This window comes from Achromobacter sp. GbtcB20, assembly GCF_019091095.1.
Taxonomy (GTDB): domain Bacteria; phylum Pseudomonadota; class Gammaproteobacteria; order Burkholderiales; family Burkholderiaceae_B; genus Achromobacter; species Achromobacter mucicolens.
Genome location: NZ_JAGXJZ010000694.1, coordinates 1 through 253 on the forward strand (window position 1 = coordinate 1; position 253 = coordinate 253).

Sequence of the window (253 nt, forward strand, 5' to 3'; positions counted from 1 at the left end):
GTGCACCAGGCAGGAATCGAGGAAGGGCCCGTCGACGCGGGCGATCTGCTCGCAGACGTCGGACAGGGTCATGGTCGGCTTCTGGTCCGAGACGTACAGCGCGGCGTCGCCGAACTGGCCGTGTAGGTCGATCAGCAGGACCTTCTTCTCGGCCAGCGTCGCCAGCGCATAGCCGAAGTTGGTCGAGATGAAGGTCGCGCCGCTGCCGCCCTTGCAGGCAATAAAGGCCAGCACCTTGCCGTCGCGCAGCTGG

General features: G+C 66.0%; 1 protein-coding gene. It reads right to left on the reverse strand.

The features are described from left to right. On the reverse strand, positions 1 to 253 hold a 253-nt coding region (locus KVT32_RS30765; RefSeq protein ID WP_217619503.1), incomplete at both ends, for an AAA family ATPase.